Raw genomic sequence first — 16216 nt, 5'->3', positions numbered from 1 at the left:
GTCTATCAGCGCTACTCCGCCAACGTCTGTTGCCAGGGGCGCCGTGGGGTGGCCGATCCGGCCATGGCGGGATAGCCGATCCGGATGACCATCTGCGGCCGGGCGGTCTGGCCGACCAGGTCCTGAACGCGGGACCTCAAGTCGACGTACTCCAGTGCCTGGTTGAGGAATGATGCGGCCAGGTCGTACGACGTCGCCGTCAGCAGCGCGTGTTGCAGGGCCATTCCCGCGCGGATCCATTCGGACGGTCGGTCCGTCGCGGTACTGAGGACCGCGATCCTCGGCTCGATCTCGAAGACGCCGGTGCTGCGGGACTGATCGTCGAAGCCCGCCGAGAGGTTGCGGAAGGCTGCCGGCCGGGCGGGGAGCGGCCCAAGTGCTCGCTCGGGCACCCCGTCCTCCGAACGGTCGCCGCCGATCCAGCGGCCTCGCTCGGTCAGCCGGTCCTCGTCGTGCAGGTCGAGCTCGTCGGCCTCCCGCAGGATGTGTATCAGCTCCCTGGTGGAGCTGGGTTCCAGCCAGAACAGGTCGGAGCCCTCGGTCCGGGCCGCAGTACTGATCAGCGACAGGACCTGCTGCGGGATGTCGATCGCCAGCAACGGTCCGCGATAGGTATGCCGACGCCGCAGCTCGCCGTAGAGGGAGCCCAGCGGGGGCATGGGTGACTGTCGTCCGCCCAGGAAGACCCGGGTGACGATCTCGGGCCGATCGGGATCGGGATTGGTGGCGAAGGTGGTCTCGTAGCCGAGCATCGCCGCTGCCACCCGCAGATTGAAGGTGGCTGCGCCGAGCCCGATCAGGATCATCCGGCCGGCCCGATCCTCGGCCGGCAGCGACCGCTCCTCGTCGAGGATCACGTCCACGACCCGGCCGCAGACTTCGAAGCGCCACGGCTGGGTGTTGTGCATCGACGGCGCGGTGGCGGCGGCATTGACCAGGATGCCGACCTCGTCCGCGGTGAGCAGGGGTTCGCGGTCGGTAATCATTGTCGGAGGTCCTCGAGGCGCAGTACCACTCGGCCCAGCGCCCGCAGGCCCGCGAGGGTCTCGGCTGTCTGGAGCTGGAGCTGAGCTGTCTGGCCGACGCGGATCAGCTCCCCGCGGAGCTCATCGAGCCGATCGACGAGCCGGTTGATCTCGTCGGCGAGGATCGCGTCGTACTCGGTCAAGGCCTCGGGTGCCTGGCTGTCCGGCGAGGCGGGCCGCCTCGGGGCTCGCTCGGCGGTGATCCGTGGGAGGACCTGGCGGCGGTAGGTCGCGATGGTGCGTTGCGCGGTGAAGAGCAGTCGCTCGAGCTCGGTCCACCCCTCAGCCGTACGTTCTTCCTCGAGTGCGGCAAGGTCTTTCTCCCAGCGCGCGATCTCTGCTTGCATGACGCTGATGTCGGTCATCAGGACTCCTCGGTTCGGGTGTGAACAACGGCCGCGACCGGTCGCCTGGGCGTGGTGGCATTGACCGTGCTGTGTCCGAAGCGGATCACCATCTGGGCGAAACCCGGCTTGCCGGTGGTCTGCTGGACGGCCCGGCGAAGATCGTCGAACTCGAGCGGCTGGTTCAGGAAGGAGGCCTTCAGGCCATCGCGGGTCGCGGTCAGCAGGACCCGCTCGAGCGCGATGCCGGCGGCGACCTGGTCAGCCCGGGTGTCTCCACCGGTGGACAGGACAGCCAGCGCGGGTTCGGTCTCGAACCTGGTGCGGGGCCGGGTCTGATCCGCGGGCCGGGTGCCCATATCGCGTACCGGCGACGGATAGGTGCTGGACCGGGGCCCGAGCACGGAGCTCGGAATGCCGTCCGTCGCTCGATCGCCACCCACCCAGTGAGCGCGTTCGGCGCGGCGGTGCCAGTCGCCGATCTCGCGGAGGTCGGTGTCGAGCAGCAGATCCAGGACGGCTTTGATCCCTGGCGCCGGCAGCCAGCTGAGCTCGGCTCCCTCTGCCATCGCTGCAGCGCTCATGGTGACCTGGTCGTTGCTGGTCAGCCGCACGGGCCGAAGCGGCTCGCGGCTGGTGTGCCGGCGGGGGATCTGAGTGGACAGAGCCAGCAGATCCTTGTCCGGGTGGTCGGTCGGCGCGACGACGATGCGCGCGACCAGGTCGGGAACGTGGCGATCGGGTGCGAGGCCGAACCAGCTGGTGTAGCCCATCGAAGCGGCAGCGCAGCGCAGGTTGAGCGTCGCGGCACCGGCAGCGATCCGCATCGCCCGACCGGTGGGATCCTCGGCCGGCAACGACCGGGCGCCATCCAGGAACACGTCGATCACCTGGCCGTTCACCTCGAAGCGCCACGGCTGCGTGTTGTGCATGCTCGGCGCCGCGACCGCGGCCTTGAGCAGTACATCGATCTCTTCCATGGACAGCTGGTCGTCGTTCATGAGGGCCTCCTCGACCTGCTCGGGCGGCAACTGCTGCCGCACTCCCAGCCTCGGGGATCCACCTCCGACCCACAGCAGGCATCGGTCCCGATCACAGGGGCCGTTGGGCACCTCCGCAGGTGACCACAGGCACTGCCGGGCGGCCGGCCCGCGGCACGAGCATCAAGGTGACATCTCATAGGAAGGAAAGCTCATGACCACCACACCGCACCGGCGCCACGTTCCCACTCCTGTGATCGAAGCTGACGGCGATCAGCAGCCGCGGATCAGCACGGCTGCCGGTCGTGCGCTGGCCGTACTCCGGATCGCGTACGGCCTGACGTTCCTGTGGGCCTTCGTGGACAAGGTGTTCGGCCTCGGCTACGCGACCCCGTCCGGCAAGGGCTGGATCGATGGCGGCGACCCGACGGCAGGATTCCTCGGCAAGGGAGCCTCCGGCCCGTTCGAGGACTTCTACCACTCCCTGGTCGGCGACTTCTGGGTCACCCCGCTGTTCATGATCGCGCTGGTCGGCATCGGCCTCGCCCTCACCTTCGGGATCGGGATGCGCATCGCGGCCGTCTCCGGCACCGTGCTCTACCTGATGATGTGGAGTGCCGTCCTGCCTCCGGAGAACAACCCGGTGCTCGACGACCACATCATCGGCGCCATCACCCTGATCACCCTCGCACTCGTTGCTGCTGGCAACGTCTGGGGATTTGGTCAGCAGTGGTCGCGGCTGTCCATCGTCGGCCGCTACCCCTGGCTGCGGTGACAGTTCCTGGCGGAGATACCAAGCAGTTCTCCGCGCTTGCGGTGGAGAACTGCTTGGTATCTCCTGGTGGGCAGACCGTCGTCTTGTGAGCACACCAGGTCACAGAGCCGGAGAAATGAGATGAATCAGGGTCGAACGAGTGTTGCCGGCGGCGGCAGGGGCGGCTCCGCGCCCGCCGCGGCGAGATCACCCTGGCTGATGCTGGCCATCGCCACCGCCGGCTTCGCGGTGAACTTCTGGGCCTGGGCCCTGCTCAGTCCACTCGGGCCGCTGTTCAGGACCGAAGGCACCCTCGGATCGCTCTCGGAGTCCGACGTGGCACTGCTCGTGGCCGTGCCGGTCATCGTCGGCTCGCTCGGCCGGATCCCGGTCGGGGCGCTGACGGACCGGTTCGGCGGCAGGGTGATGTTTCCACTGGTCTCCGCGGCGACGATCATCCCGATCCTGTTCATCGGCACCGTGGGTCTGCGCTCGTACGCCGGACTGCTGATCGGTGGCTTCTTCCTCGGCATCGGCGGTACGGCGTTCGCCGTCGGGGTGCCGTTCGTGAACGCGTGGTTCCCACCCGAGCGGCGGGGCCTGGCGATCGGTGTCTTCGGCGCCGGAATGGGCGGTACGGCGATCAGCGCGCTCACCACGGTCAAGCTGTATGGCGATGCCGGGCACCGGGCGCCGTTCCTGCTCACCGCGCTCGCGCTGGCCATCTACGCGGGTGTGGCCTGGCTGCTCCTGCGGGACGCCCCTGGCCGGACCAAGCCGGCCGGATCGTTGCTCACCCGGCTGGTCGCCAACGCGAAGCTGCCGATCAGTTGGCAGGCCTGCATCCTGTACGCCGTCGCATTCGGTGGCTACGTCGCCTTCTCCGTCTACCTCCCCTCGTACCTGAAGACCGCCTACGACCTGAGCGCGGCGGATGCCGCCAACCGGATGGCCGGCTTCGTCGCGGTCGCGGTGGTGATGCGGCCGCTGGGCGGCTGGCTGTCCGACAAGTTCGGCCCCGTTCCGGTGCTGGCCTGCGGGTATGCGGTCGTCGTCGTGGCCGCGGCCGTCGCAGCGACCACACCGTTGCTCGAGCACCTGGGCACTGTCGCGTTCCTGGCGATGGCAGCCGCGCTCGGAGCCGGCAGTGGAGCGACCTTCGCACTCGTTGCCAGGGTCACTGACCCGTCAAGGGTAGGCGGCGTGACCGGCCTGGTCGGCGCGGCCGGGGGCCTCGGTGGCTTCGTCCCGCCCCTGATCATGGGCTACGTCTACGGGCGCACCGAGTCCTATGGGATCGGGTTGGCGCTGCTCTCCGTCACGGCGGCCTTGACCTTGCTGCTGACCCTGACCATCGTGAGAAGGACCGCGAACACAGCAACCCACCAGGCGCAGCGAGGCGCGACCAGCGAGGAACCCGCATGAGTACTGGGGATCGTCCGGACCAGAACCAGCACGGCCAGGAGATCGGCTTGGACGGTGGGTTGAGCGAGGCGCTGGTGCGCACCCGGCGGTACTTCACCAGGGGCGTGGTGTCCGACGATCTGCGAACTCTGCACAAGGTCGGCGGTCGCGGAGCCGACGACTTCTACCGAGATCGCTGGAGCCACGACAAGGTGGTGCGGTCGACCCATGGCGTGAACTGCACCGGCTCCTGTTCCTGGAAGGTCTACGTCAAGGACGGCATCATCACCTGGGAGACCCAGCAGACCGACTATCCCTCGGTCGGCCCCGACAAGCCGGAATATGAACCACGCGGCTGTCCCCGCGGTGCGGCGTTCTCCTGGTACACCTACTCGCCGACGCGGATCCGCTACCCCTACATCCGCGGAGTGCTGCTGCAGATGTACCGAGAGGCCAAGTCGCAGCACGGTGATCCGGTGGCCGCCTGGGCACACATCGTCGACAACCCGGCCCGCGCGGCGCAGTACAAGGCTGCTCGTGGCAAGGGTGGACTGGTGCGGGCGACCTGGGACGAAGCGACCGAAATGGTGGCTGCCGCCTACGTCCACACGCTGAAGAAGTGGGGACCGGACCGGATCGCCGGGTTCTCGCCGATCCCGGCGATGTCGATGGTCTCGCACGCCTCCGGAGCCCGGTTCACCTCGCTGATCGGCGGCACGATGCTGTCGTTCTACGACTGGTACGCCGATCTGCCGGTCGCGTCGCCGCAGGTCTTCGGGGACCAGACGGATGTCCCGGAGTCGGGGGACTGGTGGGATGCCGGCTACCTGATCATGTGGGGGTCGAACCTGCCGGTCACCCGGACGCCCGACGCGCACTGGATGGCCGAGGCGCGGTACCGCGGCCAGAAGGTTGTTGCCGTCGCCCCCGACTACGCGGACAACGTGAAGTTCGCCGACGAGTGGTTACCGGCGGCACCGGGAACCGACGGCGCCCTGGCGATGGCGATGGGACACGTGATCCTGAAGGAGTTCTTCGTCGACCGGCAGACGCCGTACTTCACGGCGTACGGCAAGGCCTACACGGATCTGCCGTATCTGATCCTGCTCGACGAAAGCGGTGGCGGCACTTACCAGCCGGGCAAGTTCCTCACCGCAGCCGACCTTCCCGCCTTCGAGGGCGAGGAGAACGCACACTTCAGGACTGTCGTGATGAACTCCCGGACGGGCCTGCCCGTGGTGCCGAACGGTTCGCTCGGTCACCGCTTCGGGCCGTCCGGAGCGGGCAGCTGGAACCTGGATCTGGGGGAGGTCGATCCCGCCCTGACGATGGCCGGTGACGAGGCGGACGCCGTCCTTGTCCGGTTGCCGCGTTTCGACACCGCCGACGGCTCGGCCGGGGATGTGGCGCGTGGGGTACCTGCTCGCCGTGTGGGCGGACGCCTCGTGACGACCGTGTACGACCTGATGCTCGCGCAGTACGGAGTCGCCAGGGACGGCCTGCCCGGCGATTGGCCGGCGTCGTACGAGGACGCCGCCGCGCCGTACACGCCGGCCTGGCAGGAGCGCATCACCGGTGTGCCGGCGTCCGCCGCGGCCCGGATCGCCCGCGAGTTCGCTCAGAACGCGGAGGACTCCAACGGCCGGTCGATGATCATCATGGGGGCCGGCACGAACCATTGGTTCCATTCCGACACGATCTACCGGGCCTTCCTGGCCCTCACCACGCTGACCGGTTGCCAGGGAGTGAACGGCGGCGGCTGGGCGCACTACGTCGGCCAGGAAAAGTGCCGGCCGGTGACCGGCTGGGCTCAGTTGGCGTCCGGGCTGGATTGGTCGCGCCCGCCGCGGCAGATGATCCAGACGGCGTACTGGTACCTACACACGGATCAGTTCCGCTACGACCACTTCGGCGCGGACACGCTGGCCGCCAGGACAGGGGAGGGCCGGCTCGCGGGGAAGACGACCGCGGATCTGATCGCCCTGAGCGCGCGGCTGGGCTGGATGCCGTCGTACCCGACCTTCAACAGGAATCCGCACGAGCTTGCGGATGAAGCGCGCGCGTCCGGTCGGCCGGTGGCCGACCACGTGGTGGACCAGCTCAAGTCGGGTGACCTCCGCTTCGCCTGCGAGGATCCCGACTCACCGGAGAACTTCCCGCGGATCCTCTCGATCTGGCGGGCGAATCTGCTCGGCTCCTCGGCCAAGGGCAACGAGTACTTCCTGAAGCATCTGCTCGGGGCAGGGTCGTCGCTGCGGGCCGGCGAGGCGCCCGAGGGTCGTCGGCCGAGCGAGGTCGACTGGCACCAGGAGGCACCGGAGGGAAAGCTGGACCTGCTGCTGACGCTGGACTTCCGGCAGACGAGTACGACGCTCTTCTCCGATGTCGTGCTGCCCGCGGCGACGTGGTACGAGAAGCACGACCTGAACACGACCGACATGCATCCGTTCATCCACTCGTTCAACCCGGCGATCGCGCCGCCTTGGCAGACCCGGACCGACTGGGACGCCTGGATCACGATCGCGGAGAGGTTCAGCGAGCTCGCCGCCGAGCACCTCGGCACCCGGTACGACGTGGTCGCCGTACCGCTGCTGCACGACACTCCTGACGAGATGGCGAATCCGCACGGCGTCGTCCGGGACTGGAAAGCCGGCGAGTGTGAGCCGGTGCCAGGAGTCACGATGCCGAAACTGGTCGAGGTCGAACGGGACTACGGCGCGGTCGCGGCCAAGATGGCGGCCCTCGGACCGCTGATGGACAAGCTCGGCGCGACGACCAAGGGCGTCACCTACGACGTGAAGGATTCCGTCGACTACCTGCGGGCGAAGAACGGCGCCGTCCGCGGCGGACCCGGTGACGGCAGGCCATCGCTGAAACGCGACGTGCACGCCTGCGAAGCGATCCTGGCACTGTCCGGTACGACGAACGGGCAACTCGCTACCGAGGGCTTCAAGACGCTGGAGAAGAGGGTCGGCAAACCGCTGCACGATCTGGCGGCAGAGCACGAGGGCAAGCGGATCACCTTCGCCGACACCCAGGCAGCACCGACCCCGGTCATCACCTCGCCGGAGTGGTCCGGGTCCGAGACCGGTGGCCGACGCTACTCGCCCTTCACGATCAACGTCGAACGCCTCAAACCGTGGCACACCCTGACCGGCAGGCAGCACTTCTTCCTCGACCACGACCTGATCGCCGAGCTCGGCGAGAACCTGCCGGTCTACCGTCCACCGCTGGACATGGGTGCGCTGTTCGCCGAACCGGAGATCGGATCCGTCACAGAGCACGGCGTGACCGTTCGCTATCTCACCCCGCACAGCAAGTGGTCGATCCACTCCGAGTACCAGGACAACCTCTTCATGCTGTCGCTGTCTCGCGGCGGCCAGACCATCTGGATGAGCGACCAGGACGCGGCCAAGGTCGGTGTGCTGGACAACGACTGGATCGAGGCGGTCAACCGCAACGGAGTGGTGGTGGCCCGGGCGATCGTGTCCCACCGGATGCCGGAGGGCACTGTCTACATGCATCACGCCCAGGACCGGCTCATCGACGTACCGATCGCGGAGGCGTCGAAGAAGCGTGGCGGCATCCACAACTCGCTGACCCGGCTGCTGATCAAGCCGACTCACCTGGTTGGTGGCTACGCGCAACTGTCCTTCGCCTTCAACTACCTCGGCCCGACCGGGAACCAGCGCGACGAGGTCACCGTCATCCGGAAGCGGTCGCAGGAGGTGCGGTACTGATGCGTGTGATGGCACAGATGGCGATGGTGATGAACCTCGACAAGTGCATCGGGTGTCACACCTGCTCGGTCACCTGCAAACAGGCCTGGACCAACCGCAGCGGCACGGAGTACGTGTGGTTCAACAATGTCGAGACCCGGCCCGGGCAGGGGTATCCGCGGACCTATGAGGATCAGGAGACCTGGAAGGGCGGCTGGCAGCTGAACCGGCGCGGCCGCCTGACGCTCAAGGGCGGTGGGCGCCTCAAGAAGCTGCTGACCATCTTCTCCAATCCCAAGATGCCGTCGATCCAGGACTACTACGAGCCGTGGACCTACGACTACTCGACCTTGACCGACGCCCCGGCACAGGAGCACACGCCGGTCGCCCGGCCCAAGTCTTTGATCTCCGGCCAGGACATGAAGGTGACCTGGTCGGCGAACTGGGACGACGACCTGGGCGGCTCGGCGGCCACCGCGGAACGCGACCCGATCCTGAAGAAGGTGGGCGACAAGGTCAGGTTCGAGTTCGAGCAGACCTTCATGTTCTACCTGCCGCGGATCTGCGAGCACTGCCTGAACCCGTCGTGCGCCGCGTCGTGTCCCAGCGGCGCGATCTACAAGCGGTCGGAGGACGGCATCGTTCTGGTGGACCAGGACCGTTGCCGTGGTTGGCGGATGTGCATCTCGGGATGCCCCTACAAGAAGGTGTACTTCAACCACCGGACCGGCAAGGCGGAGAAGTGCACGTTCTGCTTCCCACGCGTCGAAGTGGGTCTTCCGACCGTCTGCTCCGAGACCTGCGTCGGCCGGCTGCGCTACATCGGGCTGATGCTGTACGACGCGGACAAGGTGCTGGAAGCCGCCTCGACGACCGACGAGCAGGGACTCTACGAGGCACAGCGCGAGGTGTTCCTCGATCCCTCCGACCCAGCGGTGCAGCGGGAGGCTGAGCGGGCCGGCATCCCTCACGACTGGGTGGAGGCGGCCCAGCGGTCGCCGGTCTACGCGTTGATCAACCGGTACAAGGTCGCGCTGCCGCTGCATCCGGAGTACCGCACGATGCCGATGGTCTGGTACATCCCGCCGCTGTCGCCGGTCGTGGACGTGATCAAGGAGACGGGCGAGGATCCCGAGGATCGGGGCAATCTCTTCGCCGCGATCGACGCCCTCCGCATCCCGATCGAGTACCTGGCGGAGCTGTTCACGGCCGGCGATGTCGCTCCGGTCGACCTGGTACTACGCAAGTTGGCCGCCATGCGGTCGTACCTGAGAGACATCAATCTAGGCCGTGACCCTGACGGAGCCATCCCGCGGTCGGTCGGCATGACCGAGGAGGAGATGTACGACATGTACCGCCTGCTGGCCCTGGCCAAGTACGACGAGCGGTACGTCATCCCTCCGGCACACGCGGAGCAGGCGCACTCGCTGGAAGAGCTGGCGACCGAGTGCTCGCTGGACTACGAGGGCGGTCCGGGGATGGGTGGATCGGGGCCGTTCGGCGAGGGGTCGGGGGTGCCGACCCCTATCGCCGTCGAGAACTTCCAGATGCTGCAGGACCGGCAGACCGCGGATACGTTGGCGGCACCGACCGGCAGAGCAGGTCGCGTCAACCTGCTGAACTGGGACGGCAAGGGAGCACCGAGTGGCCTCTTCCCGCCGAGACCGGACGATCCGGAGTCCCCGCCGGGGGATGATCACCGGTGAGCGGCAAGCGCCCCCCGCCGCGGCTTCCGGCTGAGCAGTTGACCATCGCCTGGCAGTCGGCTTCCCTTCTGCTGGACTACCCCGACGAGTGCCTGCCCACCCGGCTGGACCTGATCCAACGGTTGTCGCGCCAGCTCCCTGAAGCGATCGGCGATCCGCTCCGGACGACGGTCCACGAGCTGGGGTCCGCTGAGTTGCCCGCGGTCCAGGAGGAGTACGTCGACACGTTCGACACCCGACGCAGGCACAGCCTGTTCCTGACCTACTTCGCCCATGGCGACACCCGACGACGCGGGGTCGCGTTGCTCCGCTTCAAGCAGACCTACCTGCGGTCCGGGTTCGTCCTCGACGACACCGAGCTGCCCGATCACCTCTGTGTGGTCCTGGAGTACGCCGCCACGGTGGACCAACGGCTCGGGTGGAACCTGCTGCTCGACCACCGGGCCGGCCTTGAGCTGCTACGGCTGGCGCTGGCCGGGCGCGGCTCCAAGTGGCTCGGCGCGGTGCAAGCGATCACCGCCACGTTTCCACCACTGGCAGGCGACGAGCGCGCAGCCATCCAGCGCCTGGCGGCCGAGGGACCCCCGCAGGAAGAGGTGGGACTCACCCCGTACGCCACTCCGGTCTTCGATCCCGAAGCTCCCGGAGCTCCCGGAACCAGGTCACCCCACCCGCTGCCGATGCCATCCCTGCCGGAAGCACACCGATGAACGAGGTCCTCTGGGTCGTCGTCCCCTACATCTGTCTGACGGTGTTCGTGGTCGGGCATTTCTGGCGCTACCGCTACGACAAGTTCGGCTGGACCACCCGCTCGTCCCAGCTGTACGAGGACAGACTGCTGCGCTGGGGGAGTCCGCTGTTCCACTTCGGCATCCTCGCGGTCTTCCTCGGTCATGTGATGGGCCTGGGAGTGCCGAAAGCGTGGACCGAGGCGATCGGGGTGTCGGAGGGGCTCTACCACTTCCTGGCCGTCTCGATCGGAGCCGTCGCCGGCTTCGGCACCGTGGTGGGCCTGGCGATCCTGATCTATCGCCGCCGCACGGTCGGGCCGGTCTTCTCGGCGACCACCAGGATGGACAAGGTCATGTACCTGTTCCTCGCCTCGGTGATCGTGCTCGGCCTGGTGAACACCGTCGCCGCGAACATCTTCGCGCACTACGACTATCGCGATGGGGTGTCCATCTGGTTCCGGGGGATCTTCCGCTTCGACCTGCATCCCGAGTTGATGGCCGAGGCGCCGCTGAGCTTCCAGCTCCACGGGTTGATCGCTATGGCCCTCTTCGCGCTGTGGCCGTTCACCCGCCTCGTCCATGTCTTCAGCGCTCCACTCGGCTACCTGACACGCCCTTACATCGTCTATCGGAGCCGGGACGACCGCGCTGGGAGTCACTCGCCCCGCCGCAGCTGGGACGACGCCTGATCAACTGGACGGCGCGTTGACGAGGGGCGCGCGCAACTCCAGCACGGTGCCGTGCGGCTGGTTGGGCTCCAGCCGTACGGCGCCACCTAATGCGGCCGCGCGTTCCTCGAGATTGCGCAGGCCGCTTCGCCGGTCCGATGAGCTGATGCCGATCCCGTCGTCGCAGACGCGTGCGGTGACGTCCTGACCGGTGACGATCACTTCGACCTTGACGGTCGATGCCTGGGCGTGGCGGACCACGTTCGACAACGATTCCCGGATCGCGGCCAGGATCTGCGGTCGCACGGAGGCCGGCACGGTACTGTCGAGCGGACCGGCGCAGCTCAGCTCGGGCCGGAATCCGAGAGCTGCGGTGTACTCCTCGACCAGTGCCTGGATGTCGATCCGGAAGGACTTCTTGTCCGGCTCTTGGTGCAGTTCGAAGATCGCCGCCCGCAAGTCGCGGATGGTCGCGTCGATGTCCTCGACCGCCCGGCTGATCCGCTCCTGGACCTCCGGCTGGACCATCCTGTGGATGCCCTGCAGTTGCAGGCCGGTGGCGAAGAGCCGCTGGATGACGAGGTCGTGCAGATCTCGGGCGATCCGGTCGCGATCCTCCAGCACCGCCAGCACGGATTGGTCTGCCTGGGCCTGCGCGCGGTCCAGCGCCAGGGTCGCCTGGTTGGCGAACATCCGGACCAGGTCGGTCCCCGCCGTAACTCCGAGAACGGCCCCCTGAGCAGCGGCGACCATCAAGATCCCGCCCGTACTGCGTGGGCCCGCGGGCAGCGGCGCGAGAATTGTGCGGCCCAGCTCCTCGAGCTCGGGCACCTCGCTGAACTGGCCGGTCTCCTTGGCGAGCTGGGCCAGGTTCTCGAACACTACTTGTTCGTCGCCGTCCAGGACGTCTTTCAGGATCGGCCGGTCGGCGCGGATCCGCCGGCCGATGTACTGCGTGAAGGCGGGCGGTCCGTCGATCGCCTCGATCACGAGCTCGCTGCCGTCCAGCAACAGGACGGCGCCGAGGATCGAGCCGGACACCTCCCGGGCGCGGGTGGCGATGAGCTGCAGCGCCTGCTGGGGATCGAAGTCGCTCAGCATCAGCTGGGTGATCTCGGCAGTCACCTCGTGCCAGCGGCGGCGGCGCTCGGTGTCGGCGTACAGACGGGCGTTGTCGATCACGACGCCGGCGGCGACCGCGAGCGCGGTCACGGTCCGTTCGTCTTCCTCGGTGAAGTCGGCGCCCTCTGACTTCTCGGTCAGGTACAGGTTGCCGAAGGCGTGGTCGCGGGTACGGATCGGAACGCCGAGAAAGCTCCGCATCGGAGGGTGGTTGGGCGGGAAGCCGAACGATCGCGGGTGCTCGGCGAGGTTGGTCAGCCGCAAGGGGGTGGGATGGTCGATCAGCAGACCGAGGATGCCGTGGCCTTCCGGGTACGGTCCGATCTCGGCGATCTGCTCGGCGGTGACGCCATGGGTGATGAAGCGAACGAGCCGATTGCCGTCGGGGCCGACCACCCCCAGCGCGCCGTAGCGCGCGCCGACCAGGTCACAGGCGGCAGTGACGATGCGGTCGAGGGTACTGTTCAGGTCCAGGTCGGCGCCGATCCCGACGACGGCGTCGAGCAGGGCGCGAAGACGCTCCTGGGAGTCCATGATCCCGTGGACCCGGCCGAGCAGCTCCTGCAGCAGGGCGTCGAGCCGGACTCTGGACAGCCCCTCGAACTCGAGGGTGCCCTCGTCCCACGACCCTGCGTGATCCCCTGCTTGCTCACCCATGCGACCCACCGTACGGGGGCGATGAGCGGCTGTGAACTGGGCTTCCTCGCTGGGAGTGCCCAGGTCGTCCGCTCTGCGGGACCAAGGTCCCGTGAGCGGCTGTCCCCGGTCCTGTCGAGCGATGCCCGACGGCACTGATGCCGCGCCGGGGCCGAGCGAGACGCTGTAGGTAGGAGAACCTGGAGGGTCGACATGGGTACCTGGGCAAGGACTGGACCGGTGGTCGTCGAGGTCGACGGCAGCGCCGAAGCACTACACGTCGTGGACTACGCCGCGCTCGAGGCGATCCGGTCCGGTGCCGAGCTGGTGCTTGCCGCGCCGTACCAAGCCCACAGCTCCTACAACCCGATGACGCCCGGCTATCAGCCGAAGCCTCCCGCGGAGTTTGCCGGCGCGAGCCTCCGGGTAGCCGTCGCGCACCTGCGGCATCACTACGGCTACGACTTGGCAGTCACGGCAGTGTCGGAGGAGGGGTCGCGGTTGAAGGTCCTACCGCAAATCGCCCGGCACGCTCGTCTTCTGGTGGTCGGCCGAAGCCGCACCCGGGGCCCGCACCGGCTCGTCGCCGCGCAGGGCAACATCTTCCTGACCGCACGGACCGGCTGTCCGGTGATCGTCGTTCCGCTGACCTGGAAGCCGTCCGCGATCGATCGGAAGGTTGCCGTAGGCATCGATGGAACGCCGCTGTCGCTGGAGGCGGTCGAGTTCGCCTTCCGGACCGCCGCGGACCGCGAGGGCGATCTGATCGTGGTGCACGCACAGCACGCGCCGCGGCACGACCCGGACCGCGCCGGGGTCGAGAACTCCTGGGTCCGACGCGCGGATCTGACCGTCTCCGAAACCCTGGCAGGCTGGACGGACGAGTACCCCGAGGTCAGGGTGACCCGCTTCCTGACAGCCCGGCCCGTGGTCGAGGCACTGGTGCACGAAGGCGCCGAGGTCGGCCTGGTCGTCCTCGGTGCCCGCGCCGGGCTGCTGCCGATCGGCGATCCCGTGACGCGTCGCGCTGTCGCCGCGATGGCTTGCCCGGTTGCGATCGTGCCGCATCACGTGACCGCGAAGGAACGCGAGCAGCGTGCTCGCCAGGTCCACCCTGCCACCGCCGTCGTAGTACCGACGTACTGATCCGGTCATGATCGCAACGGGCCTCAGCGGTCTGCGGAACTACCAGCCGAGCTGGCTACGCGCGGACGTCATCGCAGGCGTGACAGTGGCTGCCTACTTGGTGCCGCAGGCAATGGCCTACGCCCAGTTGGCGGGCCTGCCGGCGGTCACCGGACTGTGGGCAGTCCTCGGGCCGCTGGCCGTGTACGTCGTGCTGGGGTCCTCGCGGCTGTTGTCCGTCGGTCCCGAGTCCACGACGGCGCTGATGACGGCCAGCGTCGTCGGTGCAGTGGCTGGTGGAGATCCGAAGCGCTACGTGGTGCTGGCATCGGCGCTGGCGCTGATGGTGGGAGTCATCTGTCTCCTGGCCTGGCTGGTTCGGCTCGGGTTCCTCGCTGACCTCCTGTCGAGGCCGGTACTGGTCGGCTATCTGGCGGGCATCGCGGTGATCATGATCGCCGGGCAACTCGGCCGGATGACCGGCTCTGCGGTCGAAGGTGACAGCCCGCTCGCCGAGCTGGTGAACGCCGCCCGGCAGATTGGCTCCTGGCACCTGCCGACCGTCGTCCTGTCAGCTGTCGTCCTCGTGCTGTTGCTGGCATCGGCTCATTGGAAGCCAAGACTTCCCGCCCCGCTGCTGGTGATGGCCCTGGCAGCCGCAGTGACCGCGCTCGCCGGCCTGGGTGATCACGGCATTGCGGTGGTCGGTTCAGTTCCTTCGGGACTACCGACGCCGGCGTTGCCGGCGGTCGACGGTGCGGATCTCCGGATGCTCATCCTGCCGGCGTTGGGCGTGGCGCTCGTCGGCTACACCGACACAGTTCTGACTGGGCGCGCCTTCGCCGCAAAGCATCAGGAGCGCATCGACGCAGACGCCGAACTGCTTGCCCTCGGCACCGCAAACCTCAGCGCCGGAGCGCTCCAGGGATTTCCGGTCAGCAGTAGCGGCAGCCGGACGGCTGTGGCGGCGGCAGCCGGAGCGAAGAGCCAGGTGTACTCGCTGGTGACACTCGCGATGGTGATCCTCACGCTGCTCGTCGCCGGTCCGTTGCTGTCGACATTTCCGACCGCTGCACTCGGCGCCCTGGTTGTCTACGCCGCTCTGCGACTGGTGGATCTCGGCGAGTTCCGGCGGATCGGCCGGTTCCGCCGCAGCGAGTTGATCCTCGCCCTGGCGACTTGCGTCGGCGTCGTCACGCTCGGCGTTCTGTACGGCGTACTGGTGGCGGTGTCTCTCTCCGTCCTGGATCTCTTCCGCAGGGTGGCTCGCCCGCACGACGGGATCCTCGGCATCGTTCCCGGGATCGCCGGGATGCACGACGTGGACGACTATCCGCAGGCGCACCCGGTGCCGGGGCTCGTCGTGTACCGGTACGACTCGCCGCTGTTCTTCGCGAACGCCGAGGACTTCCGCCGTCGGGCGCTGGCGGCGGTCGACAGCTCGCCCGAGCCGGTCCGCTGGCTGCTGCTGAACACCGAGGCGAACGTCGAGGTCGATATCACAGCGGTGGATGCGCTGGATGGTTTACGCGAAGAGCTCGCCGGGCGAGGGATCGTCCTCGCCCTGGCCAGGGTCAAACAGGACCTCCGCGACGACCTCGTTTCCGCCGGCTTCCTCGAGCGGCTCGGCGAGGACCGGGTCTACATGACGCTGCCAACCGCGGTAGAGGCCTTCCGGCAGGAAGTCGGCCAACAGGAGGAGCAACACTCATGACGACCTCGGTGAAGACCTTCCGCCGCCCCTGGACGGCCGGCTGGTTCGGTGCCGCCGCACTCGCGGTGGCCAACGGTGGCCGCGACCACTTTGCTGTTCGAGTTCGGTCTCGGCCACTTCATCGAGAACAAGCCGTGGTCGGTACTGCTGGCCGACTACGACATCACCAGCGGCCGGATCTGGCTGCTGATCCCGATCTGGGTCGCCATCGGCCCGACGGTGGTCCGCCGGTTGCGCGTCAGCCGCACGGAGTCCACCGAATTCCATCACCAGACCTCGAAGGGGTAG

Annotated in this window: 13 protein-coding genes; 9 read left to right on the top strand and 4 right to left on the bottom strand. The window is 67.9% G+C overall.

Annotation, left to right across the window (positions count from 1 at the left end; all coding sequences use genetic code 11):
• Positions 1–11 precede the first annotated feature (11 nt).
• The 3 genes from ACFPJ1_RS13840 to ACFPJ1_RS13830 are packed head-to-tail and all read right to left on the bottom strand — an operon-like array spanning position 12 to position 2370.
• Positions 12–986, bottom strand: coding sequence for an Acg family FMN-binding oxidoreductase (locus tag ACFPJ1_RS13840; RefSeq protein WP_380104002.1), 975 nt, complete (start codon positions 984–986; stop codon positions 12–14).
• Positions 983–1390, bottom strand: coding sequence for a hypothetical protein (locus tag ACFPJ1_RS13835; protein ID WP_380104001.1), 408 nt, complete (start codon positions 1388–1390; stop codon positions 983–985). Before ACFPJ1_RS13835 ends, ACFPJ1_RS13840 begins: the two co-directional genes overlap by 4 nt.
• Positions 1390–2370: an Acg family FMN-binding oxidoreductase gene (locus tag ACFPJ1_RS13830; protein WP_380104000.1), complete on the bottom strand. Its 981-nt coding sequence runs from the start codon at positions 2368–2370 to the stop codon at positions 1390–1392. Before ACFPJ1_RS13830 ends, ACFPJ1_RS13835 begins: the two co-directional genes overlap by 1 nt.
• A gap of 193 nt (positions 2371–2563) precedes the next feature.
• Between ACFPJ1_RS13830 and ACFPJ1_RS13825 the strand changes: the two genes are divergently transcribed.
• The 6 genes from ACFPJ1_RS13825 to narI all read left to right on the top strand — a co-directional run bounded on the left by ACFPJ1_RS13825 (position 2564) and on the right by narI (position 11352).
• On the top strand, positions 2564–3124 hold the full coding sequence (locus ACFPJ1_RS13825) for a hypothetical protein (RefSeq protein WP_380103999.1): 561 nt from the start codon (positions 2564–2566) through the stop codon (positions 3122–3124).
• Positions 3125–3244: 120 nt separating this feature from the next.
• On the top strand, positions 3245–4528 hold the full coding sequence (locus tag ACFPJ1_RS13820; protein ID WP_380103998.1) for an MFS transporter: 1284 nt from the start codon (positions 3245–3247) through the stop codon (positions 4526–4528).
• Positions 4525–8247: a nitrate reductase subunit alpha gene (locus ACFPJ1_RS13815; protein WP_380103997.1), complete on the top strand. Its 3723-nt coding sequence runs from the start codon at positions 4525–4527 to the stop codon at positions 8245–8247. Before ACFPJ1_RS13820 ends, ACFPJ1_RS13815 begins: the two co-directional genes overlap by 4 nt.
• On the top strand, positions 8247–9932 hold the full coding sequence (gene narH / locus ACFPJ1_RS13810; RefSeq protein ID WP_380103996.1) for a nitrate reductase subunit beta: 1686 nt from the start codon (positions 8247–8249) through the stop codon (positions 9930–9932). The genes ACFPJ1_RS13815 and narH overlap by 1 nt, the downstream gene beginning before the upstream one ends.
• On the top strand, positions 9929–10642 hold the full coding sequence (gene narJ, locus ACFPJ1_RS13805) for a nitrate reductase molybdenum cofactor assembly chaperone (protein WP_380103995.1): 714 nt from the start codon (positions 9929–9931) through the stop codon (positions 10640–10642). The genes narH and narJ overlap by 4 nt, the downstream gene beginning before the upstream one ends.
• On the top strand, positions 10639–11352 hold the full coding sequence (narI, locus tag ACFPJ1_RS13800) for a respiratory nitrate reductase subunit gamma (protein WP_380103994.1): 714 nt from the start codon (positions 10639–10641) through the stop codon (positions 11350–11352). Before narJ ends, narI begins: the two co-directional genes overlap by 4 nt.
• Here narI and ACFPJ1_RS13795 read toward each other — a convergent pair whose 3' ends face one another.
• Positions 11353–13110, bottom strand: a complete 1758-nt coding sequence (locus tag ACFPJ1_RS13795) for a sensor histidine kinase (protein WP_380103993.1) — start codon at positions 13108–13110, stop codon at positions 11353–11355.
• A 192-nt stretch (positions 13111–13302) separates the two neighbouring features.
• Between ACFPJ1_RS13795 and ACFPJ1_RS13790 the strand changes: the two genes are divergently transcribed.
• The 3 genes from ACFPJ1_RS13790 to ACFPJ1_RS13780 all read left to right on the top strand — a co-directional run bounded on the left by ACFPJ1_RS13790 (position 13303) and on the right by ACFPJ1_RS13780 (position 16216).
• Entirely contained in the window at positions 13303–14235 is a 933-nt protein-coding gene (locus ACFPJ1_RS13790) for a universal stress protein (protein WP_380103992.1), read from the top strand.
• A 7-nt stretch (positions 14236–14242) separates the two neighbouring features.
• On the top strand, positions 14243–15928 hold the full coding sequence (locus ACFPJ1_RS13785; RefSeq protein WP_380103991.1) for a SulP family inorganic anion transporter: 1686 nt from the start codon (positions 14243–14245) through the stop codon (positions 15926–15928).
• 75 nt (positions 15929–16003) lie between these two features.
• Positions 16004–16216, top strand: coding sequence for a hypothetical protein (locus ACFPJ1_RS13780; RefSeq protein ID WP_380103990.1), 213 nt, complete (start codon positions 16004–16006; stop codon positions 16214–16216).

This window comes from Kribbella qitaiheensis, from assembly GCF_042657745.1.
Lineage (GTDB): Bacteria > Actinomycetota > Actinomycetes > Propionibacteriales > Kribbellaceae > Kribbella > Kribbella qitaiheensis.
Note: the sequence above shows the minus strand (reverse complement) of the source record. Positions and strands in the feature narration are given on the sequence as shown.

Coding starts and splice junctions, on each gene's coding strand:
- ACFPJ1_RS13785 (WP_380103991.1), top strand. CDS start 14,243: ATGATCGCAACGGGCCTCAGCGGTCTGCGGAACTACCAGCCGAGCTGG.
- ACFPJ1_RS13840 (WP_380104002.1), bottom strand. CDS start 986: ATGATTACCGACCGCGAACCCCTGCTCACCGCGGACGAGGTCGGCATC.
- ACFPJ1_RS13825 (WP_380103999.1), top strand. CDS start 2,564: ATGACCACCACACCGCACCGGCGCCACGTTCCCACTCCTGTGATCGAA.
- ACFPJ1_RS13835 (WP_380104001.1), bottom strand. CDS start 1,390: ATGACCGACATCAGCGTCATGCAAGCAGAGATCGCGCGCTGGGAGAAA.
- narH (WP_380103996.1), top strand. CDS start 8,247: ATGCGTGTGATGGCACAGATGGCGATGGTGATGAACCTCGACAAGTGC.
- ACFPJ1_RS13830 (WP_380104000.1), bottom strand. CDS start 2,370: ATGAACGACGACCAGCTGTCCATGGAAGAGATCGATGTACTGCTCAAG.
- ACFPJ1_RS13795 (WP_380103993.1), bottom strand. CDS start 13,110: ATGGGTGAGCAAGCAGGGGATCACGCAGGGTCGTGGGACGAGGGCACC.
- ACFPJ1_RS13820 (WP_380103998.1), top strand. CDS start 3,245: ATGAATCAGGGTCGAACGAGTGTTGCCGGCGGCGGCAGGGGCGGCTCC.
- ACFPJ1_RS13790 (WP_380103992.1), top strand. CDS start 13,303: ATGGGTACCTGGGCAAGGACTGGACCGGTGGTCGTCGAGGTCGACGGC.
- narI (WP_380103994.1), top strand. CDS start 10,639: ATGAACGAGGTCCTCTGGGTCGTCGTCCCCTACATCTGTCTGACGGTG.
- ACFPJ1_RS13815 (WP_380103997.1), top strand. CDS start 4,525: ATGAGTACTGGGGATCGTCCGGACCAGAACCAGCACGGCCAGGAGATC.